This is a genomic window from Thiobacillus thiophilus (assembly GCF_055378705.1).
The window spans coordinates 1,043,988-1,070,364 of record NZ_AP042404.1 but is presented as its reverse complement, the minus strand read 5'-3'; the positions used below and the strand labels follow the sequence as shown (position 1 = coordinate 1,070,364).

Sequence of the window (26,377 nt, the reverse complement as noted above, 5' to 3'; positions counted from 1 at the left end):
AGGAAACCGAAGCCAGCGCCATCCGTTCCGAGCCAGAAACCCACGGCGCTGTTTTTTTGACTGGAAGAGGAGAGAGACCGAGCATGGATACTAAAAAAATGGCCATCATCGCGACCAAGGGCACGCTGGACTGGGCTTACCCACCGTTCATCCTGGCCTCCACGGCCGCCGCGCTGGGCTACGAAACCCAGATTTTCTTCACCTTTTATGGCCTCCAGCTTGTCCGCAAGGACCTGTCTGTCCTCAAAGTCAGCCCCCTGGGCAACCCCGGCATGCCGATGAAAATGCCCTTTGGCCCCAAGTGGTTCAAGAGCATCAATTGGAACATGCCCAACGCCATCCAGGCCATCATCCCCGGCTATGAAAACGTGGCAACGGCTTTGATGAAGCAGACCATCGCCAACACCGGCGTGGCCAGTATTCCTGAACTGCGTGAACTGTGCCAGGAAGCCGAAGTCAAGTTTATCGCCTGCCAGATGACCGTCGAGCTGTTCGGCTTCGAGCATTCCGACTTCATCGACGGCCTCGAATATGGCGGCGCCGCCACCTTCTTCGAATTCGCCGGCGAGACCGACATCTGCCTGTTTATCTAAGAAACAGTATTTGAGCGGCAGATTGCCGCCCGATGAAAATGAGCCGATTCGTTCGGCTCATTTTTTGTGTCTTTTGTACCACACGCGATGCTGATTATCCGGTTAAACAGGCTGGCCTTCTTGGCTAAGCCACAGTTGTTAGCGTAGCCTTCAGGATAGGCTAATTCAATTAGCTTATCTGTAGTGATTTTGCCCTTAGAGGAGACATTAATGAAATTAACAAAAGTATTCGCATTCATGGCACTGGCCGGTTTGGCTGGCAGCGCCTACGCCACCAACGGTTATTTCTCGCACGGCTATGGCATGAAGGCCAAGGGCATGGCAGGCGCGTCCACGACCAATACTGAAGACGCCTTCTTTGGCGCCAACAACCCTGCGGCGGCGGCCTTTGTCGGCAACCGCATCGATTTGGGCGTGGACCTGTTCAGCCCGATTCGTGAAGCCACAATGGAAAATTGGGGTGGTCCCGGCATGAATGTTTCGGTCGAAAGCGACGACAGCTACCATTTGATCCCTGAATTTGGCTACAGCCGCATGGTCAACAACAACCTCGCGCTGGGCGTGACGGTGTACGGAAACGGTGGCATGAACACGCATTACTCCGAAGTGATGCCGGGGACGAACCTTTTCGGTGCGCCGGGTGCCTTGGGCATTGATCTCATGCAGTTGGTTATTGCCCCTACCTTGGCTTACAAGGTCGCCCCCAACCACTCCATCGGTATCTCCCCACTGATCGGCTATCAGCTGTTCAAGGCGGACGGCTTGGGCGGCCCGACTTCGGAGCATGACGATTCCTTCGGCTACGGTGTGCGCGTCGGCTATCTGGGCAAGATCACTCCGACCATTACCGTCGGTGCAGCCTACTCTTCCGAGATTAATTTCGAGGCGTTCGACAAATATAACTGGCTGTTCCTGGAAAACGGCGATTTCGACCTTCCTGAAAACTACAACCTCGGTGTCGCCTGGCAGGCAACCCCCGCAGTCAAGCTTGCACTGGATTACCAGCGCATCAACTATGGGGAGGTCGCTGCGGTGGGTGCCCCGGCTAGCGCTGGCGGCTTTGGCTATGACAACATTGACGTGTGGAAGCTGGGTGTGGAATACAAATACAGCCAGAAGCTGACGCTGCGCGCAGGCTACAGCCATACTGACAGCCCGATCGTAGGGGCCAGCTTGGCCGAATGCATGGCGGGTTCAGTTAATTGCGGCGAAACGACACTGAACATTCTGGCCCCTGCGGTGATTGAAGATCATGTCACTTTGGGCGTTACCTACACGCTGGCGTCCGGCAACGAAGTCACCATGGCTTACATGCACGCCCTCAAGAACGACGTGTCCGGCCAAGGCTTTGATGATCTTGGTAATCCCACGGGCATTAACACCATCCAGATGTACCAGAACTCGCTGGGTATCCAATACAGCTGGAAGATGTAAATTTCAGCAGTTGTTGGGCTGATAAAAGACCGGGGTCAATAGGCTCCGGTTTTTTTATGTGCGTCTGGATTTGCTAAGGGTATTCAATAAAAAAGCGCGGACAATCCGCGCTTTTTTGTTGCCGGTGTTTTTTGCTGTCAGCTCAGACGCGCGTGCTGTGCCTGCAGCTTCTGCAGCATGGTGCCGAAATCGGAGAGTCGAGCCTTTTCCTGCTCGACGACGACGGCAGGGGCCTTGTCGACGAAGCTGGGATTGGCGAGCTTGCCTTCGGCCTTCCTGATCTCGCCCTGGATGCGGGCGATTTCCTTGGCCAGCCGGGCGCGTTCGGCGTCCTTGTCGATTTCCACCACCAGCATCATCCGGAATGTCTTTGGGGTCAGGTCTAGATAAATAGTCCGCACAAAGGTGACTGAGGCTGACTGAGCCACAATTTTGTGGCGGATGCGGGGCTTGGCAGCCCGGCAGCCGGTGGCCCGAGTGCGGGCGAGTTCATCCCTCACAAGAAAACTTGGGGGGCGTGTCAGCCCAGCCGCGCGTGCTGCGCCTCCAGTTTTTGCAGCATGGCCGCAAAGTCGGTCAGCCGCGCCTGCTCCTGCCGCACGACTGCGGCGGGCGCGCGGTCGACGAAGCTGGGGTTGGCGAGCTTGGCTTCGGCTTTCTTGATCTCGCCCTGGACGCGGGCGATTTCCTTGGCCAGGCGGGCGCGCTCGGCATCCTTGTCGATTGCCACCACCAGCATCATCCGCATGTCGCCGACCAGGGCGACCGGGGCGTCGGCTTCCGGCAGCGCGGGCACGGCGCTGATTTCACTGAGTTTGCCGAGTGCGGCGATGTAGGACGCCAGCGCGTTGATCGCGGCGGCGTCGCCCTCGATCACCAGCGGCACGCGCTGCGCGGGCGACAGGTTCATCTCGCCGCGCAGGGTGCGGCAGGCGTTGACCAGTTCCTTCAGCAACTGGATGCGCGCGACGCTGTCGGGATGGCGCTGTCCTTCGTCTACCTGCGGATAGGGGGCGAGCATGATGCTGTCGTCAGCGACGCCGGCGAGCGGCGCAACCTTCTGCCACAGTTCTTCGGTGATGAAAGGAATGATGGGGTGGGCGAGGCGTAGCGTGGTTTCGAGCACCGTTGCGAGGGTGCGCCGGGTGGCGCGCTGCTGCTCGGGCGTGCCGGTGTTCAACTGCACCTTGGCGAGTTCCAGGTACCAGTCGCAGTATTCGTCCCAAACGAATTCGTAGACGGCGCGCGCGGCCTGGTCGAAGCGGTAGGCGGCGAAGGCTGCGTGCACTTCGGCGACGGCCTGCTGTAGCCGGTCGGCGATCCAGCGGTCGGCGTCGGAGAATTCCACCGGCAGGCTGGCGTCCTGGCCGCAGTCGTGGCCTTCCAGGTTCATCAGTGAGCAGGACTCTGGGGTCAGGTCTAGATAAGTAGTCCATCCAATTTCTCGCCTACAATTTCATGGCTGACTGCCCGTTCGGCGGGGTGGAACGAGCCCACCTCTACAAGAAACTCGAAGGCAGGCTGCGGGCCTGCTGGGCGTGTATCAGCCCAAGCGCGCGTGCTGTGCCGCCAGCTTTTGCAGCATCGCAGCAAAGTCGGCTAGGCGTGCCTGCTCCTGTTGCACTACTGCGGCCGGCGCTTTGTCGACGAAACTGGGATTGGCCAGCTTGCTTTCTGCTTTTTTGATCTCGCCCTGGATGCGGACGATTTCCTTGGCCAGTCGTGCGCGCTCGGCGTCCTTGTCGATCTCCACCACCAGCATCAGCCGCATGTCGCCGACCAGCGCGACCGGGGCATCGGCATCCGCAAGTGCAGCGACTGCAGTCACTTCGCTGAGCTTGCCGAGCGCGGTGATGTAGGGTGCGAGCGCGGTGATGACAGCGGTGTCGCCTTCGATCACCAGCGGCACGCGTTGTGCAGGCGACAAATTCATTTCGCTGCGCAGGGTGCGGCAGGCGTTGACCAGTTCCTTCAGCGTCTGGATGCGTGTGACGCTGTCGGCGTGGGCCTGTGCTGATTCCGCTTGGGGGAAGCTCGCCAGCATGATGGTGTCGCCCGAAACGCCGGCCAGTGGCGCAACCTTTTGCCACAACTCTTCGGTGATGTAGGGAATGATGGGGTGAGCAAGGCGCAGGGTGGCTTCGAGCACGCTGGCGAGGGTGCGGCGGGTGGCGCGTTGCTGTTCGAGGGTACCGTTGCTCAGCTGCACTTTGGCGAGTTCCAGATACCAGTCGCAGTATTCGTCCCACACAAATTCGTACACGGCGCGCGCGGCCTGGTCGAAGCGGTAGGCGCTGAATGCCGCATGCACGTCGGTGACGGCTTGTTGCAGGCGCGCGGTGATCCAGCGGTCGGCGTCCGAAAAGTCCATCGGCTGGCTGGCATCCTGGCCGCAGTCGTGGCCTTCCAGGTTCATCAGAGCAAAGCGGGTGGCGTTCCACAATTTGTTGCAGAAGTTGCGATAGCCTTCGGCGCGTTGCAGGTCGAACTTGATGTCACGACCATGCGTGGCAAGACTGGCGAAGGTGAAGCGCAGGGCATCGGTGCCGAATGCCGCGATGCCTTCCGGGAATTCCTTGCGGGTGCGTTTCTCGATGCTGGTGGCCTGTTTGGGGTTCATCAGGCCCTGAGTGCGCTTGGTAACCAACTCGTCCACCGCGATGCCGTCGATGAGGTCGATCGGGTCGAGCACGTTGCCTTTGGACTTGCTCATCTTCTGGCCTTCGGAGTCGCGTACCAGGCCGGTGACATAGACTTCGCGGAACGGCACTTTTCCGGTGAGATGCTTGGACATCATCACCATGCGTGCAACCCAGAAGAAGATGATGTCGAAGCCGGTGACCAGAACCGAGGTCGGCAGGTAACGCTCGAGTTCCGGCGTTTGCTCAGGCCAGCCCAGAGTGGAGAATGGCCACAGTGCAGACGAGAACCAGGTGTCGAGCACGTCGTTGTCCTGGGTGAGCTCGCGGCCGCCAGCCTGTTTGCGGGCTTCGGCTTCGGAGTACGCGACGTAGAAGTTGCCGTCGGCGTCGTACCAGGCCGGAATGCGATGCCCCCACCACAGCTGCCGTGACAAACACCAGTCCTGGATGTTTTCCAGCCATTGACGGTAAGTGGTGGTCCAGTTTTCCGGGACGAATTTCACTTCGCCGGACTCGACTGCATCCAGCCCCTGCTTGGCCAGGCCGTCCATGCTCATGAACCACTGATCGGTCAGCATGGGTTCGATCGCCGCGTGCGTGCGGTCGCCGCGTGGAATCATCAGTTTATGCGGTTTGGCGGAGACCAGCAGGCCACTTGTCTGCAAGGCGTCGAGCATTTTTTGGCGCGCGTCGTAGCGGTCCAGGCCCTGGTATTCGGCCGGGCACAGATCGTTCATTTTGGCGTCGAGCGTGAGCACGCTGATCGCGACCAGCTTGTGGCGCTGTCCGACCTGCCAGTCATTGAAGTCGTGCGCCGGCGTGATCTTGACTACGCCAGTGCCGAATTCGCGGTCGACATAGTCGTCGGCGATGACGGGGATGCTGCGCTCGGCGATGGGCAGCCGGACCTGCTTGCCGATGAGATGGGCGTAGCGCTCGTCTTCCGGGTGTACGGCTACTGCCGTATCACCAAGCAGGGTTTCCGGGCGGGTGGTGGCGACGGTGAGTGCGCTGGAGCCATCTTCCAGCGGATAGCTGATTTCCCAGATGAAGCCTTCTTCCTCGGTGCTGACGACTTCGAGGTCGGACACTGCCGTTTGCAGGACCGGGTCCCAGTTCACCAGCCGCTTGCCGCGGTAGATGAGGCCTTCGCGGTAGAGCCGCACGAATACTTCGGTGACGGCCTTCGACAGGCCCTCGTCCATGGTGAAGCGCTCGCGGCTCCAGTCCGGGCTGGTGCCGAGCCGGCGCATCTGCTGGGTGATGGTGGAGCCGGAGTGTTCCTTCCACTCCCACACCTTTTCGAGGAATTTTTCGCGGCCGAGGTCGTGGCGGGAGACGCCCTGCGCGTCGAGCTGGCGCTCCACCACGATCTGGGTGGCGATGCCGGCGTGGTCGGTGCCCGGCTGCCACAGCGTGTTGTCGCCCATCATGCGGTGATAGCGGGTGAGTGCGTCCATCAGGGTGTGCTGGAAGGCGTGCCCCATGTGCAGCGTGCCGGTGACGTTGGGCGGCGGCAGCATGATGCAGTAGGCGCTGGCGTTGGGGTTGTCGCCCGTCTTGAAGTAGCCGGCGCTTTCCCACTGGGCGTACCAGCGCTTTTCGATTTCAGCCGGTTCGAAGGATTTGGCGAGTTCCATGGCGTGCGCGCAAAGGCGGCATTATCCCAAAAAGGCTGGGACGCGTCCCAAAGAAACTCGGGATGCCCCCCAAAAAGCCTGGGGTGCGTCCCAAAACGCCGCCGAAAAATGCGGTTTCAGGTCGACGGGTCGCGGGGGTGCCTGAGTTTTTCGGCGATCGCCTCGCGCACGACTTCCCGTACGCTGACATCAAGCTGGGAGAGCAGTGTGGCTACGGTCTGGTCGAGGTTCTTGCGCAACTCGGCGGCGACCTGCTTTTCCATCACTTCGGACAATCGCGGCGCCAGCTCGCTCATCAGCTGCTCGGCCAGGGTGTCGCTGACGATGGAAGAGGGCATCTCGGCTATGGGCGCTTCGGGTTCGGCGGGCTGCGCCGCCGGGGGATGCGCCGCGGCCGCCGGCGCCGACACGACCGGGGGCGTGCCGCGCTCGATCGCATCGGTCAGCACCGGCAGCCAGGCGTCGGCCGGCGGCATGTGTCGGGGGGCATCGGGAGCCGTTGCGAGGCCGAACGATGCGTCCACGTCGGCCTCGTTGCCGCCGCGATGCTTTTTCAGCAGCGCATCCATCTTGCTTAACAGCGGACTCTCGCTCATCGATGCCACCTAGCCGGGCTGACGCAGATCGTGGGTTGTCAGGGCGTAGCCACGCGCCTTGTAAAAGCGCCAGCGCTCGCGTCCCTGTTCGACCACGGCTGCATCCGGGCCGACGATTTCGACCAGGCGCTCGAAGCGGGCAAAGGCGGGCGGCTGCCCGGTGTGCAGGTTGATCATCACGTCGGCGCTGCGCAGGGCGTCGCTGTCGGTTCCGATCAGCACCGGCGTTTCGCCGGCCAGCGGGTCGGTATCGCGACAGTGCGGCACGAAGCCCGGCGCAGGCGTCGTCCACAGCAGGCGGTCGATGGCGTCGGCCACCGCCGCGTCCGGTGCGTAAATCATCACCTGCCTGCCCTGGCCGCAGGCCTTGGCAGCGACGCGACGGGCGACGTCGAGGGGGGCGTCGGCATGGGTGTAGAAGAGGATTTCGGTCACGTCCGGCGGATTATTTCTGTACGCGGTTCAGCAGGAAGTGCATCAGTAGCGAAACCGGGCGCCCGGTCGAGCCCTTCTTCTCGCGGCCGCCTTTCCAGGCGGTGCCGGCGATGTCCAGATGCGCCCAGTGGTATTTCCTGGCGAAGCGCGACAGGAAGCAGGCGGCGGTGATCGAGCCGGCCGGGCGGCCGCCGATATTGGCCATGTCGGCGAGGCTACTTTTCAACTGCTCCTGATAGTCCTCCCATAGCGGCATGCGCCAGACACGGTCCCATGCATGGTCGGCGGCGTGCTCGATCTCGCGCGCCAGCGGGTCGTGGTTGCTGAAGAGCGCGCTGGGATGCGCGCCCAGCGCAATCACGCAGGCGCCGGTGAGGGTGGCCAGGTCGATCACCGAGTCGGGCTCGAAGCGCTCGGCGTAGGTCAGTGCGTCGCACAGGATCAGGCGGCCTTCGGCATCGGTGTTGAGGATTTCGATGGTCTGGCCGGACATCGAGGTGACGATGTCGCCCGGCTTGTTGGCGTTTGCGTCCGGCATGTTCTCGCAGGCAGGGATGAGGCCGACGACGTTGAGCGCCAGCCCCAGTTCGCCGATGGCGCGAAAGACGCCGATGACCGCGCCGCCGCCGCTCATGTCGTAGTTCATCTCGTCCATTTCGGCGGGCGGCTTGAGCGAAATGCCGCCGGCGTCGAAGGTGACCGCTTTGCCGACCAGCACCACGGGCTTGTCGCTTTTTTTGCCGCCCTCATGCTTCAGCACGATGAAGCGCGGCGGCTTGTCGCTGCCCTTGCCAACCGACAGGAATGAGCCCATGCCGAGCTTCTCGCAGGCCGCGTAATCGAGGATCTCGCAGCCGAAGCCGTGCGACTTCGCCAGCTTTTTTGCCTCGCTTGCCAGGTATTCGGGGGTGCAAATGTTGGACGGCGTGTTACCTAGATTCTTGGCGAGGTCGATGCCGCGGGCGATGGCCAGGCCGTGCGCGAGGCCGATGTCGCCGAATTTGAGTTCGCCGCGCCGCGACACGGCGAAGGTGATGCGCTTCAAGGGGCGGCGCGCCTCGTCCGGCTTGCTCTTCATGCGGTCGAAGCGGTACAGCGCATCGTGCGCGCCGATCACCGCCTGCTCGATGTTCCAGGTCACGTCGCGCTTCTTCACCGGGATTTCGGAAAGCGTGATGGCCGCTTCCATCGAGCCGGTGTCGCGCAGCGTCTTGACGGCGCAGGCGATGGCATCGCGGTAGGCTTTTTCGTGGAAATCGCGCTCCTTGCCGAGGCCGACCAGCAGCACGCGGTCGGCCAGGATATTCGGCACTTTGTGCAGCAGCAGCGTGCTGCCGGCCTTGCCTTCCATGTCGCCGCCGCGCAGGATCTCGGACAGATAACCGTCGCTGGCGCGGTCGATGTCGATGGCAGGCCCGGATAGCTTGCGGCTTTCGAAGACGCCGACGACGACGCAGGCGCTGCGCTGCTTTTCGGGGGCGCCGCTTTTTATGCTAAATTCAAGTTCGATTTCCCTGTTTTTCATGTCTGTGCTCAAAAAAATACAATTTGCCGATGCGCCGATGGTTGGCGTTGCCGATTCGGCGATTATTGGCGCAGGCGCGGCTGATTGTCAAAACCCGCGCATACCGCACGCCCTCACCCCGACGCTTTCATGCTATACCGCCGCGCACTGACCCGCGAGATGGGCCTCACCACCGGGGCCGTACTGACGGTACTGGTGGCGATTGCGCTGGTGGTGCTGTTTATCCGCCTGCTCGGCGACGTGGCACGCGGCGAACTCGCCAACGAGGCGGTGTTCGTCTTCCTCGGCTTCTCGCTGCTGTATTTTTTGCCGGTCTTAATGACGATCGCGCTGTTTGCAGGCGTGTTGCTGCCCTTGTCGCGTATGTGGCGCGACAGCGAAATGGTGATCTGGTTCAACGCCGGTCTGTCGCTCACCCAATGGATGCGGCCGGTGCTGGTTTTCGCGGTGCCGTTTTCACTGGTGATCCTGTTGCTGACGCTGGTGCTCAATCCGTGGGTGCAAACCAAGAAAAGCGAATATGGCCAGGAACTGAAGAGCCGCAGCGAAAGCGCGTTGATTGCTCCTGGCCTGTTCGCCGAATCCAACGCCGGCCAGCGCGTCTATTACGTCGAGTCGCTCAACCCGCTGACCGGCATCGTGCGCAACGTCTTCATGCAGTCGCGCATCGACGGCCAGCTCGGCCTGGTGGTCGCGCGCGAAGGCGATTACACCCAGCTGCCGGACGGCTCGCGTTACCTGGTGTTCAAGGAGGGCCGCCGTTACGAAGGCACGCCCGGCCAGCTCGATTACCGCGTCGTGCGGTTCGAGCGCTACTGGATGCGGCTCGATCCGGTCGCCACGGGCGCCAGGGCCACCAGCATCCGCCAGATGTCGGTGGCCGAACTGCTGGCTGACGTCACCCCCCCGGCGCGCGCCCAATTGCTGTGGCGGCTGGGGGTGCCGATTTCCGCGCTGATTCTCGCCGTGATGGCGATTCCGCTCAGCTTCGTCAACACGCGAGCGCGCCGTTCCTACGGGCTGCTGATCGCGCTGCTACTGTATTTCGTCTACAACAACCTGCTGTCGCTGTCGCAGGCCTGGGTGGCGCAGGACAAGCTGAATCCCATGGTCGGGATGTGGGTATCGCATCTGCTGATGCTGTCCGCCGTGGCCATTTTGTTTTACCGGCGCTCGCGCCAGCACGCCCCGTGCCGGAGGCGACCGTGAGTCTGCTGGCGCGCTATCTGGCAGGGCAGGTGCTGGCGGCGTCGAGTTTCGTCCTGCTGGCGCTGGTGGTGCTGTTTGCGTTTTTTGACGTGATGCAGGAGCTCGGCAACCTGGGCCGCAACAACTATGGGCTGGGGCAGGCCGCTGTCGTGGTGTTGCTCAGCGTTCCCGGGCATCTGTATGAAATCCTGCCGGTGGCGGCGCTGATCGGTACTCTGTTTGCGCTGTCGCGCCTGGTGGGCAATTCGGAATACGCGGTGATGCGTGTGTCGGGCCTCTCCAACTGGCGGGTGGCGGGATATTTCGCGGTTATCGGGACGCTACTGTCGCTGCTGGTGCTGGTGTTCGGCGAATACGTGGCGCCGTGGTCGGAGCAGGCGGGGCAACGCTACAAACTGTCGGCCACCCGCTCGGTGGTCGCGCAGCAATTCCGTTCCGGGCTGTGGGTCAAGGACGGCAGCGCCTTCATCAATGTGCGCGAAGTGATGCCCGACAACACGCTGCGCGGCATCGAGATTTACGGCTTCGACGCTAAAGGCCAACTGGGCTGGATCCGTGCCGCCGAGCAAGCCAACTGGCGCGGCAATCAACAGGTCTGGGACCTGCGGCAGGTGGTGGAAACGCGGTTTGACGCAGACGGCATTCGCGCCGAGCGTCACGCCAGCCAGGAATGGCAGTCGGTGCTCACACCCGATATCCTCGGCGTGCTGCTGGTGGCACCGGAAAAAATGTCGGCGCGCACCCTCTGGCGCTACATCGTGCACCTCAAGCAAAACAACCAGAAAGCGACGCGTTACGAACTTGCGCTGTGGTCGAAAGTCATCAGCCCCTTCGTCATTCCGATCATGATGCTGGTTGCCATGCCGTTCGCCATCCGGGGGCCGCGCTCAGGCGGCACCAGCGGCATGATTTTCCTCGGCATTCTGGCCGGCCTCGGCTTCCATCTGCTGAGCCGGCTGTTCGGCCACCTGGGCCTGCTGAACAACTGGCCGGCCGTGGCGGTATCGGTCCTGCCGCTGCTGATTTTTCTGGTCATCGCGCTGGCAGGCATTCGCTGGGTGGACCGGCGCTGAGCCGATTGCCGCAGTGGAGCGCCAGCGGTCAAAATGGCTCGGGGAAGGATGGTTCGGCGGTTCCCGGAAATTCACAAACCCAGCGTCGTCGCGGATACGCTGGCCGGCGAACGCTGCCACATGCCCTCGAAATTCTGATTCAACAGCACTGCATTGCGCGCGTCATCGAGGTGGCGCGTGCCGTGCGCCGCTGCCTTGTCGGCGCGCAGCACCACGCCTTGGCGGTCGGCGAGCACAAATGCCTCACCGGGACGCGGCGCATCGGGGTCGGTCTGGCGAATCTCAAGGACGTGGCCGAAGTCGCGCACCAGTTGCATCAGGTAGGGATGCTTGCGTGCGACAAGGTTAATATCGTCGAGCAGCAGTTCGATTCGCCGGCCGCCGCCGGCGACGCACAACGCGCGCAGGGTCGCGTGGCGCGGCGCATGGTCGAGTTCCAGCAGGCCCAGGTCGTGGTCGTACAAACGCAGCTGGCGATGCGTGGCGGCCAGCAACGCGTCGAATGCGGCACGGAATTCGGCGGGGGTTTCAAAAGTGTTCATGGATTGGTTTGGGAACACGTCGGTTTCCTGGGTTGTCACCTTGGAAATAATTATAACGATACGAGACGAGCGGGTGCGCCCTGTTAATGCACCCTGTTAAAATGCTGCCGAAAAATAGAGGGTAGCGTTTCGCATGTTGAAAGCAGGAGATCGTGCGCCGGGTTTTTCCAATCCCGATGCGGACATGGATATCATCGAGTCGTCCCAGTTCCGGGGGAAAAACCTGGTGCTGTTTTTTTACGTGCGCGATGACACGCCGGGCTGCACCGCCGAGGCGATCGAGTTTTCAGAACTGGAAAACAACTTCGCCAAACTGGGCGCCAGTGTGCTCGGGGTGTCGCGCGACGACTGCATCAAACATGGTGAATTTCGCGACAAACACGGCATCGGCGTGCGCTTGCTGGCCGACAAGGAACACGCGACCTGCGAGGCCTATGGCGTGCTGCAGGACAAGGAAGTGGATGGCGTCATGCGCCGCACCGCAGTGCGCGCCACTTTCGTTATCGACAAACAGGGCGTCATTCGTCACGCTCTGTACGGCGTTCCCAGCCGCGGTCACGCGGCGGAAGTGCTTCAACTTGTAAAGGACCTCAATTGATTATCAGCAAAGACACCGTCGTCACCCTTACCTACATCGTCCGTGACCTGGAAGGCAAGCTGCTGGAGGAAAGCGACGAGCCGGTCAGCTATCTGCACGGCGGTTACGACAATATCTTTCCGTTGGTGGAAGAGGCGCTGGAAGGCAAGACCGCGGGCGACACGGCCGACCTCAAACTGCAGCCCGCCGATGCCTTCGGCGAGTACGAAGAGGAACTGGTGCGGCTGGAGCCGCGCGAGGGCTTTCCCGATGACATCGAGGTCGGCATGCAGTTCGTCGGCTCGCCGGTCGACGGCAGTCAGGAAATGCTCTACACCGTGACCGACATTGCGGAAGACAAGGTGGTGGTCGACGGCAATCACCCCTACGCCGGACAGGCGGTGCATTTCCAGTGCGTGGTGTCCGACGTGCGTGCGGCGGTGGCGGACGAGATCCAGCATCGCCATGCGCACGGTGCCCACGGCCATAACCATCATTGATCTGCGGCGCCGATCCGACGGTAAATGGCGCCGGGCTGTTAAAATCCCAGGCTAACCTGTTTTCGTGACAGCTTGATGAAGACCACCGATGAAAACCACCTTCCTCGACTTTGAGCAGCCGATCGCCGAGCTCGAAGCCAAGATCGAAGAGCTGCGCTTCGTGCAGGACGATTCCGCCCTCGATATTTCAGAGGAAATCCGCCGTCTGCAGAAAAAAAGCCAGGCGTTGACCAAGGACATCTACACCAAGCTCAATGCCTGGCAGGTATCGCAGGTGGCGCGCCATCCGCAACGGCCCTATACGCTCGATTACGTGCAGGGGCTGTTCACCGATTTCGCCGAACTGCACGGCGACCGTGCCTATGCCGACGATGCCGCAATTGTCGGCGGCATGGCGCGCTTCAACGGCGAGCCGGTGATGGTGATCGGCCACCAGAAAGGCCGCGACACCAAGGAAAAGATCTACCGCAATTTCGGCATGCCGCGTCCGGAAGGCTATCGCAAGGCCTTGCGGCTGATGCGCCTGGCGGAAAAATTCCGGCTGCCGATTTTCACATTTATCGACACCCCCGGCGCCTATCCCGGCATCGGCGCCGAGGAGCGCGGACAGTCCGAGGCGATTGCGCGCAACCTCTATGTGATGGCCGAACTGCAGACGCCGATCATCTGCTCCATCGTCGGCGAGGGCGGATCGGGCGGCGCGCTAGCCATTGGCGTTGGCGACCGCACGATGATCCTGCAATATTCGACGTATTCCGTGATTTCGCCCGAAGGCTGCGCCTCGATTCTGTGGAAGAGCGCCGACAAGGCTTCGGTTGCCGCCGAAACCCTGGGCATCACCGCCGACCGCCTGAAGGCCAACGGGCTGGTCGACCGCATCGTCGAGGAACCGCTGGGCGGCGCGCAACGCGACTGGGACGCCATGTTCCAGTCGATGCGCCGCGCGCTCACCGACACCCTGGCCGAGTTGCGCAAGCCGTCGCTCGATGCCCTGCTGGCCGCGCGTTACCAGCGCCTGCGGGCGTATGGCCGCTTCAAGGAAACCCCTGCCAAATAGACCGGTCGTCGCAGTCGTGGCGGACGCACTCGTCCGCCACGTCCCCCCGCACGCACGGCTGGTGCTGGGGCTCTCGGGCGGGCTCGATTCGGTGGCCCTGCTGCATGTCCTGCTCTCGCTGCGCGATCGACATCCCTTTGAACTGCGGGTCGTGCATGTGCACCACGGGCTGTCGCCCCATGCCGGCGCCTGGGCCGATTTCTGCGCGCGGCTTTGCGCATCGCATACGGTTGAATCAAGCATCCATCATGTAGTGATCGCGCGCGACGATGCGGCGGGTATCGAAGCCGCTGCGCGGCGCGAGCGCCAGCGCATCTTTGCCGCGCTGGACGCGGACTTTCTGCTCACTGCGCACCAGCAGGACGATCAGGCCGAAACCCTTTTATTGCAGTTGCTGCGCGGCGCTGGACCGAAAGGCCTGGCGGCGATGGCCGAACTGCAATCCCGGCCCGGCTGGCGCGCAGCGCAACTCAGGCCGCTGCTGGGCGTGACGCGTGCCAGGCTGCTGGATTATGCGCAGTCGCATGGCCTGACCTGGGTCGACGACGAAAGCAATCGGGACACCCGCTACCGCCGCAATGCGCTGCGCCGGCAGGTGATGCCGCTCCTGGCTGCGCATTTTCCCGGCAGCGGCGCTACCCTCGCGCGCGCGGCCGCACTGCAGGCCGATGCTGCCGACTTGCTGGACGATCTGGCGCGGCTCGATGCGGAGACAGCCATTGCCGGCGAACGGCTCGATTGCGTGCTGCTGGCCGGTTTGTCCCGCGCGCGCGCGCGCAATTTGCTGCGCTATTTCATTGAACAGCGTGGCCAGCCCATGCCCAATGCCCGGCGGCTCGACGAGGCGCTGCATCAGCTGCGGGACGCGGGTCGCGATGCGCGGGTGTGCGTCGGGCTGGGGAGGGTGGAGTTGTGGCGCTTTCGTGGCGGCGCATATCTGGTTCCGCCGGCGCCCGCCCCGGCCGCGCCGATTCACTGGCGGGGCGAGGCGTCGCTCTGGGTGGCCGCCGCCGGGGTGCGCGTGCAGATGGACGCGGTGACCGGAGCCGGCCTGAAGCGCGACGTGCTGGCAGCAGGCGAGGTGACGCTGGGGGTGCGGCAGGGCGGCGAACGCCTGCGCCTGCATCCCGGCGGCCCCCATCGAAGCCTGAAGAATCTGCTGCAGGAACAGGCGATCCCACCCTGGCAGCGCGATCGTTTGCCGCTGTTGTGGTGCGACGGGCGGCTGGCGTGGGCGGCGGGGATCGGCCTCGAAGCCGATCTGCTTGCCGCACCCGGTGAAGCCGGGGTGCTGCCGCGCGTCGCGAACTGGCCGGCAGGCGGGCAAGACAGCCCAGGGTGGGGCATGTTATGCTAGCAGGCTGATTTTCATGGTCTTTTAAACATTTTTTTTCTCACTTTTCCGGAGCATACACATGGCAGTTCAGCGCACCTTTTCCATCATCAAACCCGATGCCGTCGCTAAAAACGTGGTCGGCAAGATCGTCAGCCGCTTCGAGAGCAATGGTCTCAAGGTGGTGGCGTCCAGAATGAAGCACCTGTCGCGTCAGGAAGCCGAAGGCTTCTACGGGGTGCACCGCGAGCGTCCCTTCTTCAAGGATCTGGTCGAGTTCATGATCTCCGGCCCGGTCGTTCTGCAGGTGCTGGAAGGCGAAGACGCGATCGCCAGGAACCGCGAACTGATGGGTGCGACCGACCCGAAGAAGGCCGAGGCCGGCACCATTCGCGCCGATTTCGCCGAGAGCATCGATGCCAACGCAGTGCATGGCTCCGACGCGCCGGAAACCGCTGCGATCGAAATCGCCTATTTCTTCCCCGCCTGCGAAGTCTACGCAGGCCGTTAAACGCATACGCATGCCGCAAAACCTGCTTGATTTCGACCTCGACGGACTGATCGCCTGGTTCGGCGAACTCGGCGAAAAGCCGTTTCGCGCCAGGCAGGTGTTCCACTGGGTGCATCAGGCCGGGGTGGCGGATTTTGCGCAGATGACCGACATCGCCAAAAGCTTGCGCGAGAAGCTGCAGCAGCAGGCAGTGGTGGCGCCGCCTGCGATCGGCTACGCACACACATCGGCCGACGGCACGCGCAAGTGGCTGTTCGATGTGGGGGTGGCAAACGGCATCGAGACCGTATTCATCCCGGAAGAGGATCGCGGCACCCTGTGCGTATCGTCGCAGGTCGGCTGCGCGCTGGAATGCACCTTTTGCTCGACTGGACGGCAGGGCTTCAACCGCAATCTGACGGTGGCCGAAATCATTGGCCAGCTGTGGGTGGCGCATCACGGCCTGAAGACCGAGCCCAACCGCACCGAGCCCAATCACAGCGTGCCCAATCACAGCGTCCCTAATCACGGCGCAGCCGAAATTTCCGACCGGCCGGTGACCAATGTGGTGATGATGGGCATGGGCGAGCCGCTGGCGAACTTCGAGAACGTGGTGACCGCGCTCGGCATCATGCTCGACGACCACGCCTATGGCCTGTCGCGGCGGCGGGTGACGGTGTCGACCTCGGGGTTGGTGCCGGCGATGGACCGGCTGGCCGAACGCTGCCCGGTGGCGCTGGCGGTGAGCCTGCACGCGCCCAACGATGCGCTGCGCGACCAGATTGTTCCGATCAACAGGAAGTACCCGTTGCGTGAGCTGATGGCGGCGTGCCGGCGTTATCTGGTGCACGCGCCGCGTGATTTCATTACCTTTGAATATGTGATGCTAGCCGGGGTGAACGATGCGCCCGAGCACGCGCGCCAGCTGATCGAACTGGTGCGCGAGGTGCCGTGCAAATTCAATCTCATTCCGTTCAATCCGTTCCCGGATTCCGGTTATGAAAAACCTCGCAGCGAGACGATGCGCGTATTCCGCGAGATCCTGCAGGACGCCGGACTGGTGGTCACCACGCGCAAGACGCGCGGCGACGACATCGACGCCGCATGCGGTCAGCTGGCAGGCAAGGTGGCCGACAAGAGCGGGCGCGTGATGAAACGAATGCACAAGGAGACGGTGTGAAAAAATGGATGGGCATACTGGCAGCAGCGCTGCTGGCGGGCTGCGCGCAGCAGCCGACGGACAGCGGCAGCGGTGTCGCCGGCACGCAGGTCGACAGCGAAAGCCGTCAGCGCGCGCGTGCCTTCACCGACCTGGCCGGCGCCTATTTTTCCCGCGCCCAGTACAAGGTCGCGCTCGACGAGCTGCGCAAGGCGATTACCGCCGACAACCGCTTCGGCCCGGCCTATAACGTCTACGGCCTGATCTACATGGAGCTGGCCGAAGACAAGCTGGCCGAGGAAAATTTCCGCCGCGGCATCGAGCTGGATCGTGGCGACTCGGAAGCGCGCAACAATTTCGGCTGGTTTCTCTGCACCCGCGGCCGTTATGACGAAGGGCTCGAACAGTTCAGCATCGCCCTGCACAATCCGCTTTACCCCCACCCCGAGCAGGCCATGGCGAACGCCGGCCTGTGCGCGGAAAAGAAAGGCGACCTCGCGCTGGCCGAAGCCAATCTGCTGAAGTCGCTCAAGCTGCAACCCGACAACCCCAACACCGTGCTGAAGCTGGCCGGGCTGAATTTCCGCCAGGGCCGGTTGATGGAGACGCAGCGCCTGCTTGGACGCCATGCCGAACTGGCACCGCCAACCGCGGAAAGCCTGTGGCTGGGGGTGCGGCTGGAACGCAAACTGGGCGACCGCGCGCAGGAGGCGGCTTACGGCCTGCAACTGCGCAAGCGCTTCCCCGATTCGGATGAGGCGCGGCTGCTGCTGACGGGGCAATACGAATGAGCGAGAGCGGGCAACCCTCGGTCGGGCAGATTTTGCGTGACGCGCGCGAAGTGCAGGGCATCACGCTGGAAGATGCCGCTGTGCGCCTGCGCCTGATGCGGCGCCAGGTCGAGGCCATGGAGACGGATGATTTCGAGAGCCTCGATCCGCCCGTGTTCGCCCGCGGGTTTGTGCGCAACTACGCGCGTCTGCTGGGGCTTGCGCCCGAAGCGCTGCTGGTGCGCATGGCAGGTGCGCCGGCCGAGCCGGCTGAGATCAGCCATGCCGCGCCGCCCCCGCCGCATTCCTGGTTGAGCTCGCCCTGGCTGATCCTGCTGCTGCTGGGTTTGCTGGTGCTGGTGGCGGTGCCCGTGGCGCTATATTGGTGGCTCAACAGCGCGGGAGAGGATGGCACGGGCAAGCAGGCGCCGTCCGCTGCGCAAACCCGTTCCGCACCGGCCGCGGCTCCTGCGCCCGTTACGGAACCGGCGGAAGCCGCCCCCCCTACCGTTGAAGTTGCCCCCGTTGCGCCGGCTGCGCCCGCCGTGGCGACCCCCGATGCCTCTCGGCAGGATGAAGCCGGGGTGCCCGAAGCCTCGGCGATTAACAGTATGCTGCACCTCGAATTCGGTGACGAGTCCTGGGTCGAAGTCAAGGATGCCAGCGGCCGCATGCTGCATCGCCAGCTCAACCCGGCCGGCACGAGCGCCGATATCCCGGGTCAGCCGCCGTTCGATGTGGTGATCGGCAATGCAGCGCAAGTAAGACTGACATACAACGGCCGCCCCATCGACCTGGAGCCCTTTATTGAAGTGACGGTCGCCCGCTTTACTCTGGAAGAATGATGTCCGAAATTATCCGTCGTCCAAGCCGTCAGGTTCGGGTCGGCCATGTGCTGGTTGGTGGCGATGCGCCCGTGGTGGTGCAGTCGATGACCAATACCGATACCGTCGACATCCAGGCCACCGTGCGCCAGGTGCAGGCGCTTGCCGAGGCCGGCTCGGAGCTGGTGCGGCTCACCGTCAACACCCTGGAAGCCGCCGCCGCGGTGCCGCGTATCCGCGAGCGCCTCGATGTGCTGGGCTGCCGCGTACCGCTGATCGGCGACTTCCACTTTAACGGCCACAAGCTCCTGACCGAGGTTCCGGAATGCGCCGAGGCGCTCGCCAAGCTGCGCATCAATCCCGGCAATATCGGGCGCGGCAACAAGCGCGACGAGCAGTTCGCCACCCTGATCGAGGTGGCGTGCCGGCACGACAAACCGGTGCGCATCGGCGTCAACTGGGGCAGCCTCGACCAGGCGCTGGCGGCGCGCATGATGGACGACAACGCGCGTCTTGCGCAGCCGGAAGACGCCGAGCGGGTGATGCGCCGCGCGATGGTGGCCTCCGCGCTGGAGTCGGCGAAAAAGGCTGAGGAACTGGGCCTGGGCGGTGACAAGATCGTTCTTTCCTGCAAGATGAGCCGGGTGCAGGACCTGATTTCGGTGTACCGCGATCTTGCGTTGCAGTGCGACTATCCGCTGCACCTGGGGCTGACCGAGGCCGGCATGGGCACGAAGGGCATCGTCGCCTCGACCGCCGCGCTGGCAGTGCTGCTGCAGGAAGGCATCGGCGACACCATACGAATCTCCCTGACCCCGGAACCGGGCGGTGACCGCACTCAGGAAGTCCGCGTCGGCCAGGAAATCCTGCAGGCGCTGGGTCTGCGCGCCTTCACCCCGCAGGTCACCGCCTGTCCCGGTTGCGGCCGTACCACCTCGACCGTGTTCCAGGAGTTGGCGCAGGACATCGAAAGTTATCTGCGCAGGCAGATGCCGCTGTGGCGCAGCCAGTATCCCGGCGTCGAATCCATGCAGGTGGCGGTGATGGGCTGCGTGGTCAACGGCCCCGGCGAATCCAAGCACGCCAACATCGGCATCTCGCTGCCCGGCACCGGCGAAGTACCGGTCGCGCCGGTGTACGTCGACGGCGAAAAAACCGTGACGCTGAAAGGCGACCGCATCGCCGCGGATTTCCAGGCGATCGTCGAAGACTACGTGTGCAGGCGTTATGGCGCTGGCAAGTAAACCATTAACCACAGAGGCACAGAGACACAGAGGAAAACGGTTGGATATCACGCACAGTTTTCCCCGTGCCTCTGTGTCTCTGTGGTGAGATTTTTTAGATGAGCAACAACATTCAATCCGTGCGCGGCATGAACGACCTCCTGCCCGATGCCACCGACACCTGGCAGGCGTTCGAGGCGATCGTGCGCGACTGGCTGCGGCGCTACGGCTACCGCGAGATGCGCACGCCCATCCTCGAACACACCGGCCTGTTCAAGCGCGCCATCGGCGAGGTGACCGACATCGTCGAAAAGGAGATGTACACCTTCGTCGACGAGCTGAACGGCGAATCGCTGGCGCTGCGCCCGGAAGGCACGGCGTCCTCGGTGCGCGCGGTGATCCAGCACAATCTGCTGTACGACGGCGGCAAGCGCCTGTGGTACACGGGGCCGATGTTCCGCCACGAACGGCCGCAGAAGGGCCGCTACCGGCAGTTCCATCAGGTCGGCGTCGAGGCGCTCGGTTTTGCCGGGCCGGATGTCGATGCCGAGCTGATCGTCATGTGTGCTGACCTCTGGCGCGAACTCGGCATTGCGCCGACGCTGCAGCTCAACACGCTGGGCGACATCGAGTCGCGGCATCGCCACCGTGCCAAGCTGATCGCCTATTTCGAGGCGCATCAGGACGCGCTCGACGAGGACTCGAAGCGGCGGCTGCACAGCAACCCGCTGCGTATTCTCGACAGCAAGAACCCGGCGATACAGGCATTGAACGATGCGGCGCCCAGACTGATGGACGAGCTCGACGAGACGGCGCTGGCGCATTTCGATACGCTGCAGGCCTTGCTGCGCGCCAACGGCATCGCGTTCGAAATCAACCCGCGCCTGGTGCGCGGACTCGATTACTACAATCGCACCGTGTTCGAGTGGGTGACCGACCAGCTCGGTGCGCAGGGCACGGTATGCGCCGGCGGGCGTTACGACGGCTTGATCGAGCAACTGGGCGGCAAGCCGGCGCCGGCCGCCGGTTTCGCCATGGGCATCGAGCGGCTGCTGTCGCTGATGGAGGTCGCCGGCACGCCGCTGGCGACAGCGGTGCCGGATGCGTATATCGTTCACGCCGGCGACGCGGCTCAGGCATACGCCTGGCAGGTGGCGGCGGCGCTGCGCGGCGCCGGACTCGCCGCTATGCTGCACGGCGGCGGCGGCGGCTTCAAGTCGCAAATGAAAAAGGCCGATGCGAGTCGCGCGCGCTATGCGGTGATTATCGGCGACGACGAAGTCAACGCCCGGCAGGTGACGCTGAAACCCCTGCGCGGTACCGCCGGGCAGACCCGCGTCGAGGTGACGCTGGCAATCGAATATCTGAAACAGGCATTAACTGAAAAGGCATAAACGCAATGGCAACCTACGATCTCGACGAACAGGAACGGCTGGACGAACTGAAGGCCTGGTGGAAACGCTGGGGCAACCTGGTGATGGTCGGACTCGCCGTGGTGGTCGCGGCGGCGGCGGGCTGGCGCTACTGGCAGAACCACGTGGTGACGCAAAGCCTGGAAGCTGCAACCGTGTACGAACAGCTCACACGGTCGCTGGCGGCCAACGATGCCAAGACGGCGCGCGACGCGGGCGCGATGCTGATCGACCAGTACAAGGACACCGCCTACGCGCCGCGTGCGGCGCTGTTGCTGGCCAAGTTGAACGTCGGTGCCAAGGACCTGAAAAGCGCGCAGGCCCAGCTGGAATGGGCGGTGGCCAACAGCAAGGAACCTGCGGTCAAGGATCTGGCACGCCTGCGGCTGGCCGGAGTACAGCTCGACCAGAAGCAATACGATGCCGCGCTGAAAACCCTGTCCGCCACGCACAGCGATGCATTTTCCTTCCGCTTCCACGACCTGAAGGGCGACGTGCTGCTGGCGCAGGGCAAGCCGGCCGAGGCGCGTGCCGCCTACCAGGCCGCCTTCGGCAGGATGGCGGAAGACAACGCCTATCGCAACATCGTCGAACTGAAGCTCGATGCGCTGGGAGGGGAGGCCAAATGAAGATGCGTCTGATGGTCGCCGGTCTGGCGCTGGCTTTGTCGGGGTGCGGCACGGTCGGCGGCTGGTTCGGTTCCGGTCCGGCCAAGGCGAAGCCGGCCGAACTGGTCGAGTTCAAGTCGACTGCCAGCCTTGACCAGGCCTGGAAAGTTGAAACCGGCGATACCGCCGGCCATTTGTTTCACCCACTGGCCGAGGGCGACGACGTCTTCGCCGTGGGCGGCAGCCGGGTGGTGCGCATTGCCGTGGCAAACGGTCAGACGGTGTGGAACACCGATGCCGGCGTGAAGCTGTCTGCCGGGGCCGGTGCGGGCCAGGGCCTGGTGCTGGCGGGAAGCGGCAATGGCGATTTGCTGGCGCTGGATCGCGCCAGTGGCGCGGTGCGCTGGAAAGTGGCACTGTCGAGCGAGGTGACCGGACGGTTGCTGGCCGTCGCCGACATGGTGATCGCCCGTACCGGCGATGGCCGCGTGCATGGCCTCGCCGTGGCCGATGGCAGCCGCAAGTGGCTGTACAGCCGCAGCCTGCCGGCACTGAGCCTGCGCGAGTCGGGCGGCATGGTGGTGCGCGACGAGGTGCTGTACACCGGCTTCCCCGGCGGCAAGCTGGTTGCGCTCAATGCCGCCAACGGCGCGCAGCTGTGGGAGGCCACGGTGGCATTGCCGCGCGGGGCGACCGAACTTGAACGTGTAGCCGATGTGATGGGCAATCCGGTAGTGGACGAGCGCCAGGTGTGCGCCGTCGCCTACCAGGGACGCGTAGCCTGCTTCGACCGCCGCAACGGTTCGCTGCTGTGGGCGCGCGACACGTCCAGCAACAGCGGGCTGGCGATGGACGAGCGCAACGTCTACGTCACCGACGACAAGGACGCCGTCACTGCTTTCGACAAAACCAGCGGCGCGGTCGGCTGGCGGCAGGACAAGCTGGCGCGTCGCCAGGTGACCGCACCGCTGGCGCTTGGCGACTGGGTGGTGGTGGCCGATGGTGAAGGGGTCGTGCATGTGCTATCGGCCGACGACGGCAGCTTTGTTGCGCGCGCCAAGGTCGACAGCAGCGTGCGTCCGGCGCCGGTCGACATCGGGCCGGGTTTCGCGGTGCAGACGGCCAGGGGCAGTGTGGTCGCTTTCAGGCTCAAGTGAGTGCTTGGGCTGTTTAAATGAACGATCTGCCAGGCGGACCCCGGTGAAAGGGTGTGGGGTTTTCCTCCGCCCGCTGCGGCCGCCTGGTGAATGTCTGGTGAATGTTATGGATTCGAATTTTCGCTAATGCTTCCTACCCTGGTTCTGGTCGGCCGGCCCAACGTCGGCAAGTCCACCCTCTTTAACCGTCTCACCGGCACGCGCGACGCGCTGGTGCACGACCTGCCGGGGATGACGCGCGATCGCCATTACGGGCGCGGGCGCCTCGGTGAAAAGCCCTATCTGGTGGTCGATACGGGCGGTCTGGAGCCGGTCGTCACCGACGGTATCCTCGCCGAAATGGCGCGGCAGACGCTGCAGGCCATCGACGAGGCCGACGCCATCATTTTCCTGGTCGATGCGCGGGCAGGCCTGACGCCGCAGGACAAGCTGATCGCCGACCGCCTGCGCCGCGCGCGCTGCCCGGTGCTGCTCGCGGTCAACAAGGCGGAAGGCATGAACGCCGCCGTGGTTACCGCCGAATTTCACGAACTGGCGCTGGGTCAGCCGCTGGCAATTTCCAGCGCGCATGGCGACGGCGTTTCCGACCTGGTGGCCGAGGCGCTGGGGCCGTTTTCCGAAGAGGAAGAAAAAACCGACGATTTCGGCATCCCCAAGATCGCGCTGGTGGGGCGTCCCAACGTCGGCAAGTCGACGCTGGTCAACACCCTGGTGGGCGAGGAACGCGTGATCGCGTTCGACCAGCCGGGCACCACGCGCGATTCGATTTACGTCGAGTTCGAGCGCGACGGCAAGCCCTACATCCTGATCGACACCGCCGGTCTGCGCCGTCGCGGCAAGGTGTTCGAGACGGTGGAAAAATTCTCCGTCATCAAGACCCTGCAGGCGATCGAGGACGCCAATGTGGTGGTGCTGGTGCTCGACGCGCATGAGAACATTTCCGAGCAGGATGCGCACCTGGCGGGTTTCGTGCTGGAAACCGGGCGCGCGCTGGTGGTCGCGGTCAACAAGTGGGACGGGCTTTCTGCCGAGCAGCGTGAGGACATCAAGCGCGACATCGGGCGCAAGCTGGCGTTTCTCGACTTTGCCCGCTTCAACTACATCTCGGCGCTGAAGGGCAAGGGCCTGGAAAACCTGCTGAAGGACATCGAGGCTGCGCACGCCGCCGCCTTCATCAAGCTGTCGACGCCGAAGCTTACACGGGTGCTGGAGATGGCGGTGGAACAGCACGCGCCGCCCAAGAACGGACTGTTCCGCCCCAAGCCGCGCTACGCCCACCAGGGCGGCAAGAATCCGCCGGTCATCGTTCTGCACGGCAATGCGCTGGAAGGCCTGCGCGACGATTACAAGCGCTATCTGGAAAGCAGTTTTCGCAAGGCGTTCAAGCTGCAGGGCACGCCGTTACGAATCCAGATCAAGGAAGACGGCGCCAGCAATCCGTTTGCAGGCAAGACACGCGGTCCGCTGAGCGAAAGCGAAGAGATGCGGATGCGACGCAAGAAGCGGGTACGGCGTAAGGTCTACGGCAGCTGAATATCCACCCGCAAGGGGCAGGCCGTGGTTGTCCCCGCGAGGGGGAGGCCATGTCTGTAAGCTGCTAAAGCAGCAACAGCCATGCACTAATGCCGATAAATCGGCAACAACCACGCTCAGTCCAGCCAGCGCACCAGATAAAACAGCCTGAAGCCTTCCGACGAACGCGAGGGGCCGCTGGCGAGGGCCGCGTAGCGGCTCTTGTCCGGGTCGGCGTGCGCCAGCGCTTCGGTTTCGCTGGCGTAAATTTCGACCATGCCTTCCGGGAAGCGCTGGTGTTTCTTGCCGGAAGGCGAATAAATCACCACCGCCGAGGTGCCGACGACATTCGACTCGATATCGCTGAACAGGCTGGTGGCTTGCGGCATGCTCAGTGAGTTTTTTTCGGGATGTCGCTAATCTTGACGGTGTGGGAAGTAGGCGTTTCGTCGGTGAAGTGCGGGCGCTCTTCCAGGGTGCGGCCGGTGAGCTGGGCGAGTTCGGCTTCGCGGTTGGAAATCACCACCAGGCAATCCTTGATGCCGAGCACGGTGACTTCGGTCAGGGGACTGGGGTTGCCGTCTCGCGGTGCAGTGTCGCGTACGATGGAGGTGAGGGTCTTGCGCATCATGCGCATGATGCGTTGTTCGTCATGCAGGGTTTTATCGGCGTCCATGGGGATGCTCCGGAGGGTCGGAAAAGACCGTCATTGTCTGCGCCGGCCGGACCTTCGTCAACGCAAGGCCTTGGCGGTAACAGGGATAAAAAACCTGACTGGGGGCATAAGAATAAGTGAACCGACAGCGTGGTCAGGCTGATTTAAGCTTGGCAGCCACAGGAGAAGCCGCATGTCAGAACCAACCCCCGCCGATACGAACGAAGTCCGCGAAATCCGCATCAATCCCGTCGTGCCGAGCGAGTCGGTGCTGGTCGCCACTGCGCGCAGCATGCGCCCGAAAAAAGCCGAGGAATTGGCGCCGCGCGACACCCGCAAGCACGTGGAAACCTGCCCGTTCTGCCGCGGCAACGAGGACAAGACGCCGCCGCTGATCCTGAGCTGGCCGGAGCAAGGCGACTGGCAGATTCGCATGGTGGAAAACCTCTACCCGGTGCTGGGCGACGACCGCGAGCAGGCCGGCTTCAATTTTGGCCTGCAGCAGACCATCGACGGCTACGGCCGGCACGAGGTCATCATCGATCATCATGAACACGGCATCGCCGTGCAGGATATGGCGGAAAGCCATCTGACCGCGCTGTTCGGGGTCTACCAGATGCGCATGCGGCAGTTGTTCGAGTCGGACGGCCGGCTGAAATACGTGCTGGTATTCAAGAACTTCGGCCCGGCAGCCGGGGCGTCGATTCCGCACACCCACAGTCAGGCGATCGCGATGCCGGTGGTGCCGGAAAACGTCGACGCCGAGGTGAAGAACAGCGCGGCGCATTACGCCAAGCATCACCACTGTATTTTCTGCGCACTGATCGACGAGGCGCTGACCTTCGAGGCGACGATCTACGACCGCAACTCGGGGGCGGTGCGACGCAAGATCAACGTCGGCCAGTACGTGGTCGAGCGCGGCGAAAAATTCATCGCCATCAAGCCCTTTGCCAGCCGCTACGAGTGGGAAGTGCACATCCTGCCGCTGACGCACCAGGCCGACTTTCTCGACGTGCGCGCCGAGGACATGGCCGACCTGGCGCGGGTGATGAAGCGCACCATGGCGCGGCTGGATGCGGTAATCGGCGGTGCGCAGTACAACTTCTTCCTGCACTCGGTGCCGCACGATGCCCAGCGTGCCGCCCACGCGCCGAGCTACCACTGGCATCTCGAAATCTGTCCGCGCACCTCGATTCCGACCGGTTTCGAACTGGGCTCGGGTTTGTTCGTCAACACCGTCAATCCGGAACAGGCGGCCGAACGCCTGCGCGCGGTGGAGTTGTAAAACGCGTCTTGGCACCACAATGACGGCCAGTTAAACGAGTTCATGCGATGATCATGCCGTCTGCCAAGCTGTCCGGTCCGCGCGCGCCGCTCGCTGGGCAGGGCGATATGGGGGTGGACTAAGGAC

General features: G+C 63.3%; 26 protein-coding genes and 2 pseudogenes. 19 read left to right on the top strand and 9 right to left on the bottom strand.

The features are described 5' to 3' along the window. The first annotated feature begins 83 nt into the window (after positions 1-83). Positions 84-593: a sulfur carrier protein DsrE2 gene (gene dsrE2, locus ACZ41T_RS05180; RefSeq protein WP_464923410.1), complete on the top strand. Its 510-nt coding sequence runs from the start codon at positions 84-86 to the stop codon at positions 591-593. A 210-nt stretch (positions 594-803) separates the two neighbouring features. Further along, positions 804-2,027 carry an OmpP1/FadL family transporter gene (locus ACZ41T_RS05175; RefSeq protein WP_464923409.1) on the top strand — a complete coding sequence of 408 codons (1,224 nt, stop codon included), beginning with the start codon at positions 804-806 and terminating at the stop codon, positions 2,025-2,027. A 137-nt stretch (positions 2,028-2,164) separates the two neighbouring features. On the opposite strand, the pseudogene ACZ41T_RS05170 reads toward ACZ41T_RS05175, so the two are convergent. The 6 genes and pseudogenes from ACZ41T_RS05170 to ACZ41T_RS05145 form a co-directional block, all read right to left on the bottom strand. Next, positions 2,165-2,389: pseudogene (locus ACZ41T_RS05170) on the bottom strand (hypothetical protein); the annotation flags it as partial. 158 nt (positions 2,390-2,547) lie between these two features. After that, positions 2,548-3,426, bottom strand: a pseudogene (locus ACZ41T_RS05165) (class I tRNA ligase family protein); the annotation flags it as partial. Between the two features lie 144 nt (positions 3,427-3,570). After that, complete coding sequence (locus ACZ41T_RS05160; protein WP_464923408.1) at positions 3,571-6,309, bottom strand: valine--tRNA ligase; 2,739 nt, start codon at positions 6,307-6,309, stop codon at positions 3,571-3,573. A 116-nt stretch (positions 6,310-6,425) separates the two neighbouring features. Continuing rightward, positions 6,426-6,905 carry a hypothetical protein gene (locus tag ACZ41T_RS05155; protein WP_464923407.1) on the bottom strand — a complete coding sequence of 160 codons (480 nt, stop codon included), beginning with the start codon at positions 6,903-6,905 and terminating at the stop codon, positions 6,426-6,428. Between the two features lie 9 nt (positions 6,906-6,914). Next, on the bottom strand, positions 6,915-7,340 hold the full coding sequence (locus tag ACZ41T_RS05150) for a DNA polymerase III subunit chi (RefSeq protein ID WP_464923406.1): 426 nt from the start codon (positions 7,338-7,340) through the stop codon (positions 6,915-6,917). A 10-nt stretch (positions 7,341-7,350) separates the two neighbouring features. After that, the gene (locus tag ACZ41T_RS05145) at positions 7,351-8,865 is read right to left on the bottom strand and encodes a leucyl aminopeptidase (protein WP_464923405.1); all 1,515 of its coding nucleotides are present in this window, start codon (positions 8,863-8,865) and stop codon (positions 7,351-7,353) included. On the opposite strand from ACZ41T_RS05145, the gene ACZ41T_RS05140 reads away from it, so the two are divergent. The 3 genes from ACZ41T_RS05140 to lptG are packed head-to-tail and all read left to right on the top strand — an operon-like array spanning position 8,864 to position 11,147. Then, positions 8,864-9,016, top strand: a complete 153-nt coding sequence (locus ACZ41T_RS05140; RefSeq protein ID WP_464923404.1) for a hypothetical protein — start codon at positions 8,864-8,866, stop codon at positions 9,014-9,016. The two genes, ACZ41T_RS05145 and ACZ41T_RS05140, sit on opposite strands and share 2 nt — an antisense overlap. Continuing rightward, on the top strand, positions 8,995-10,074 hold the full coding sequence (lptF, locus tag ACZ41T_RS05135) for an LPS export ABC transporter permease LptF (RefSeq protein WP_464923403.1): 1,080 nt from the start codon (positions 8,995-8,997) through the stop codon (positions 10,072-10,074). Before ACZ41T_RS05140 ends, lptF begins: the two co-directional genes overlap by 22 nt. Beyond that, entirely contained in the window at positions 10,071-11,147 is a 1,077-nt protein-coding gene (gene lptG, locus ACZ41T_RS05130; RefSeq protein WP_464923402.1) for an LPS export ABC transporter permease LptG, read from the top strand. The genes lptF and lptG overlap by 4 nt, the downstream gene beginning before the upstream one ends. A gap of 71 nt (positions 11,148-11,218) precedes the next feature. Here the strand turns inward: lptG and ACZ41T_RS05125 are convergent, their stop codons facing one another. After that, positions 11,219-11,689 (bottom strand): DUF7931 domain-containing protein, encoded by a 471-nt coding sequence (locus ACZ41T_RS05125; protein WP_464923401.1) that lies wholly within the window; start codon positions 11,687-11,689, stop codon positions 11,219-11,221. Positions 11,690-11,822: 133 nt separating this feature from the next. Here ACZ41T_RS05125 and ACZ41T_RS05120 point away from each other — a divergent pair, with 133 nt between their 5' ends. The 13 genes from ACZ41T_RS05120 (at position 11,823) to der (ending at position 24,332) form a co-directional block, all read left to right on the top strand. Beyond that, on the top strand, positions 11,823-12,287 hold the full coding sequence (locus ACZ41T_RS05120; protein ID WP_464923400.1) for a peroxiredoxin: 465 nt from the start codon (positions 11,823-11,825) through the stop codon (positions 12,285-12,287). Next, a complete protein-coding gene (locus ACZ41T_RS05115) occupies positions 12,284-12,766 on the top strand; it encodes an FKBP-type peptidyl-prolyl cis-trans isomerase (protein ID WP_464923399.1) in 483 nt (160 codons plus the stop codon). The genes ACZ41T_RS05120 and ACZ41T_RS05115 overlap by 4 nt, the downstream gene beginning before the upstream one ends. An 88-nt stretch (positions 12,767-12,854) precedes the next feature. Next, positions 12,855-13,823, top strand: coding sequence for an acetyl-CoA carboxylase carboxyltransferase subunit alpha (locus ACZ41T_RS05110; RefSeq protein ID WP_464923398.1), 969 nt, complete (start codon positions 12,855-12,857; stop codon positions 13,821-13,823). A 16-nt stretch (positions 13,824-13,839) separates the two neighbouring features. Then, positions 13,840-15,180, top strand: coding sequence for a tRNA lysidine(34) synthetase TilS (gene tilS, locus ACZ41T_RS05105; RefSeq protein ID WP_464923397.1), 1,341 nt, complete (start codon positions 13,840-13,842; stop codon positions 15,178-15,180). Positions 15,181-15,238: 58 nt separating this feature from the next. Continuing rightward, entirely contained in the window at positions 15,239-15,667 is a 429-nt protein-coding gene (ndk, locus tag ACZ41T_RS05100) for a nucleoside-diphosphate kinase (RefSeq protein ID WP_464923396.1), read from the top strand. A 10-nt stretch (positions 15,668-15,677) separates the two neighbouring features. Then, a complete protein-coding gene (rlmN, locus tag ACZ41T_RS05095; RefSeq protein ID WP_464923395.1) occupies positions 15,678-16,826 on the top strand; it encodes a dual-specificity RNA methyltransferase RlmN in 1,149 nt (382 codons plus the stop codon). Then, positions 16,823-17,596, top strand: a complete 774-nt coding sequence (gene pilW, locus ACZ41T_RS05090; protein ID WP_464923394.1) for a type IV pilus biogenesis/stability protein PilW — start codon at positions 16,823-16,825, stop codon at positions 17,594-17,596. Before rlmN ends, pilW begins: the two co-directional genes overlap by 4 nt. Next, positions 17,593-18,420: a helix-turn-helix domain-containing protein gene (locus ACZ41T_RS05085; protein WP_464923393.1), complete on the top strand. Its 828-nt coding sequence runs from the start codon at positions 17,593-17,595 to the stop codon at positions 18,418-18,420. Before pilW ends, ACZ41T_RS05085 begins: the two co-directional genes overlap by 4 nt. Next, positions 18,417-19,643 carry a flavodoxin-dependent (E)-4-hydroxy-3-methylbut-2-enyl-diphosphate synthase gene (gene ispG, locus ACZ41T_RS05080; RefSeq protein WP_464923392.1) on the top strand — a complete coding sequence of 409 codons (1,227 nt, stop codon included), beginning with the start codon at positions 18,417-18,419 and terminating at the stop codon, positions 19,641-19,643. Before ACZ41T_RS05085 ends, ispG begins: the two co-directional genes overlap by 4 nt. A 98-nt stretch (positions 19,644-19,741) precedes the next feature. Next, positions 19,742-21,016 (top strand): histidine--tRNA ligase, encoded by a 1,275-nt coding sequence (gene hisS, locus ACZ41T_RS05075; RefSeq protein WP_464923391.1) that lies wholly within the window; start codon positions 19,742-19,744, stop codon positions 21,014-21,016. Positions 21,017-21,021: 5 nt separating this feature from the next. Next, positions 21,022-21,663, top strand: coding sequence for a tetratricopeptide repeat protein (locus tag ACZ41T_RS05070; RefSeq protein ID WP_464923390.1), 642 nt, complete (start codon positions 21,022-21,024; stop codon positions 21,661-21,663). After that, positions 21,660-22,799, top strand: coding sequence for an outer membrane protein assembly factor BamB (gene bamB, locus ACZ41T_RS05065; protein ID WP_464923389.1), 1,140 nt, complete (start codon positions 21,660-21,662; stop codon positions 22,797-22,799). Before ACZ41T_RS05070 ends, bamB begins: the two co-directional genes overlap by 4 nt. Before the next feature lie 126 nt (positions 22,800-22,925). Next, a complete protein-coding gene (gene der, locus ACZ41T_RS05060) occupies positions 22,926-24,332 on the top strand; it encodes a ribosome biogenesis GTPase Der (protein ID WP_464923388.1) in 1,407 nt (468 codons plus the stop codon). A 116-nt stretch (positions 24,333-24,448) separates the two neighbouring features. Here the strand turns inward: der and ACZ41T_RS05055 are convergent, their stop codons facing one another. After that, on the bottom strand, positions 24,449-24,700 hold the full coding sequence (locus ACZ41T_RS05055; protein WP_464923387.1) for a hypothetical protein: 252 nt from the start codon (positions 24,698-24,700) through the stop codon (positions 24,449-24,451). 2 nt (positions 24,701-24,702) lie between these two features. Next, complete coding sequence (locus tag ACZ41T_RS05050) at positions 24,703-24,987, bottom strand: hypothetical protein (RefSeq protein ID WP_464923386.1); 285 nt, start codon at positions 24,985-24,987, stop codon at positions 24,703-24,705. A gap of 172 nt (positions 24,988-25,159) precedes the next feature. Between ACZ41T_RS05050 and ACZ41T_RS05045 the strand changes: the two genes are divergently transcribed. After that, positions 25,160-26,251, top strand: coding sequence for a galactose-1-phosphate uridylyltransferase (locus ACZ41T_RS05045; protein ID WP_464923385.1), 1,092 nt, complete (start codon positions 25,160-25,162; stop codon positions 26,249-26,251). Positions 26,252-26,377: the final 126 nt, after the last annotated feature.